Here is a 2,056-nt window from a genome sequence, read left to right as displayed (position 1 = left end):
GGAGCTTCTGCTGATACCGATTTTGCCCAGGCTACAGATGCCAAGAAGTTCGTTTGGTATGATGCCTTACTTGACGGCTATCCTGAACTTCGATCAGATGGCGTTGATGATTTGATGCAAACTGGTGCATTTTCCTTCGATCGGCCATGCACAGTTTTTCTGGTTTATCGAAATATAGTTCCTGGTGCGTCTGCTGCCCATGATGTGGTTTTTGATGGATTATCAGATTATTTTGCTTATGTTGAAGATACCCGACCATATACGCAAATTTATGGAGAATCCAGTTTTACTGTAGAAGAACTTTTTTCTAATAATCAATATGTTTTAATAACAATTGGACATGCAAGTGATGGAGGAGCAACTGGGTATTTTAGGAGAAATGGAGTTGATAAGGGTAGTTGGGCGGGATCCGTTGCTTCTGCTGGTGGTGGTCTTACATTGGCAGCAGCTTTTGATCTGAGCCGCTTTACCAACATAGGTTTTGTTGTATTTCTTATGTATGATTCAAAATTAGGAGATGTAGATAGGGCGACAATAGAAAATGGCATACACACTCGTTATCCATCACTTTGGTAAGGAAGATAATTAAATGGCAGATCATTACGAAATATGCATTATTCCCATTGATAAGAAAGATGCGGCCAACATAGACGCAAATAAGGTGGATAAAGGCAAAACATCTAAAAGTTTTACCGTCCAATTATGGAATGAGAAAGCTGATTGTAAGATTGATCTTCCAACTCATTTTATCTATTGTTGGTGGGTGAGCGATGAGGAATCGGCAGAATTGAAGAAGGACTTTCAGGGTACATCAGAGATTGATGGAACAAAATATAAATCAAGAGTATTCGATCTTAGAGACGGATGGATGGCAGAAAGTATTTTGAAGAAAATGAAATTAAAAGTATATGATGCTTCGCTAAGTCCTGCGGGCACTAAGGGAAAATAATAAATGAATAAATATAAAAAGTGGACAGAACGATTTATTACTATCGGTTGTGTTTTGGTTGTATTTTATCAATTGATGCCATATGGAATTTTACATGCTTCTTTAGGTGTTAGTGTTTTGTATATAATTTGGATTGTTACAAAATGTCTTACTTCAAATGATTTTTTGAGAGATTAGAATAAAGGAGAACAATATGAAAAAGATTTTTGCATTATTAATTCTATTTATTTTTGCCCTAAGTGGAAGTGTCCTTTCGGAAACGTTTACATGGACAAACCCTACAACTTATGTAGATGGTTCTGTAATTTCTGTAGCAAAACAAGCAATAATAAAAACACATTTATATTATGGAACAGTTAGCACTGGGCCTTGGACACAATTCGGTTTGGTTTCAAATGGAGCAATTACTTATACTGGAACTCCTCCTCCAGACAGGGGAATCCAAGCATATTATACTTTGGCTTGGGAACTTGATGGTGTGCAGTCTGCATACTTTACTCCTTCGCTGGCTTATACCAGACCCCTCATTGCGTGTAATCCAGGGTCTAATTTTGTAATTAAATAAGAAAGGAGGTAATATAATGGATTGGTTTACTATTGCATCTCTAATTTTTAATGCGGCTGTTGGTATTGCAGCAATCGTGCTGGGTGGAAAATGGTTAACCACAAAAGGAAAAATTGCAGCAGTAGGTGCTCTGGTAGATACCATTAAGGATGCCTTAGCAGATGAAAAAATTACTGCTGAGGAATCTAAGGCAATTTTTGGTGCTGCTATGGCGATCATTAAAAGTTAATAAACTCTGTAGCAAAGTGCACTGAGGAGAACCACCTTCAATCGAGCTACAGACTTATAGGAATATAAGATGTGGTCAGCTAACAGTAATGTTAGAAAGTCTTATGTTCCGTAATTAATAAAATGAACAATCAACCATTAAAACTTTCAGAAAAATCAATTCAGGATTGGCTTATTTTACATCCACGAACTATTCCATCGAGAATTTGTGATGTGTATGGAATTGATTATGAACTTTTGAATCAAATATTAGACACATGGATGGACAATACTGACAATAAAGGTATAGTTAATCTTGCTGCTGAAATTTGTGT

Annotated in this window: 5 protein-coding genes; all 5 read left to right on the top strand. The window is 36.6% G+C overall.

The genetic code is table 11. The features are described from left to right. Window positions 1-576, top strand: a 576-nt coding sequence (locus tag KKG99_10005; protein MBU1013329.1) for a hypothetical protein, incomplete at its 5' end; no start/stop codon positions are given. 13 nt (window positions 577-589) lie between these two features. Then, window positions 590-949: a hypothetical protein gene (locus KKG99_10000; GenBank protein ID MBU1013328.1), complete on the top strand. Its 360-nt coding sequence runs from the start codon at window positions 590-592 to the stop codon at window positions 947-949. Between the two features lie 193 nt (window positions 950-1,142). Continuing rightward, on the top strand, window positions 1,143-1,514 hold the full coding sequence (locus KKG99_09995) for a hypothetical protein (GenBank protein ID MBU1013327.1): 372 nt from the start codon (window positions 1,143-1,145) through the stop codon (window positions 1,512-1,514). Window positions 1,515-1,530: 16 nt separating this feature from the next. Further along, window positions 1,531-1,743, top strand: a complete 213-nt coding sequence (locus KKG99_09990) for a hypothetical protein (protein MBU1013326.1) — start codon at window positions 1,531-1,533, stop codon at window positions 1,741-1,743. A 122-nt stretch (window positions 1,744-1,865) separates the two neighbouring features. Beyond that, window positions 1,866-2,056 (top strand): hypothetical protein (locus KKG99_09985; protein MBU1013325.1); only part of this gene is annotated, 191 nt, incomplete at its 3' end.

Source organism: Bacteroidota bacterium, assembly GCA_018816945.1.
Classification (GTDB): domain Bacteria; phylum Bacteroidota; class Bacteroidia; order Bacteroidales.
Note: the sequence above shows the minus strand (reverse complement) of the source record. Positions and strands in the feature narration are given on the sequence as shown.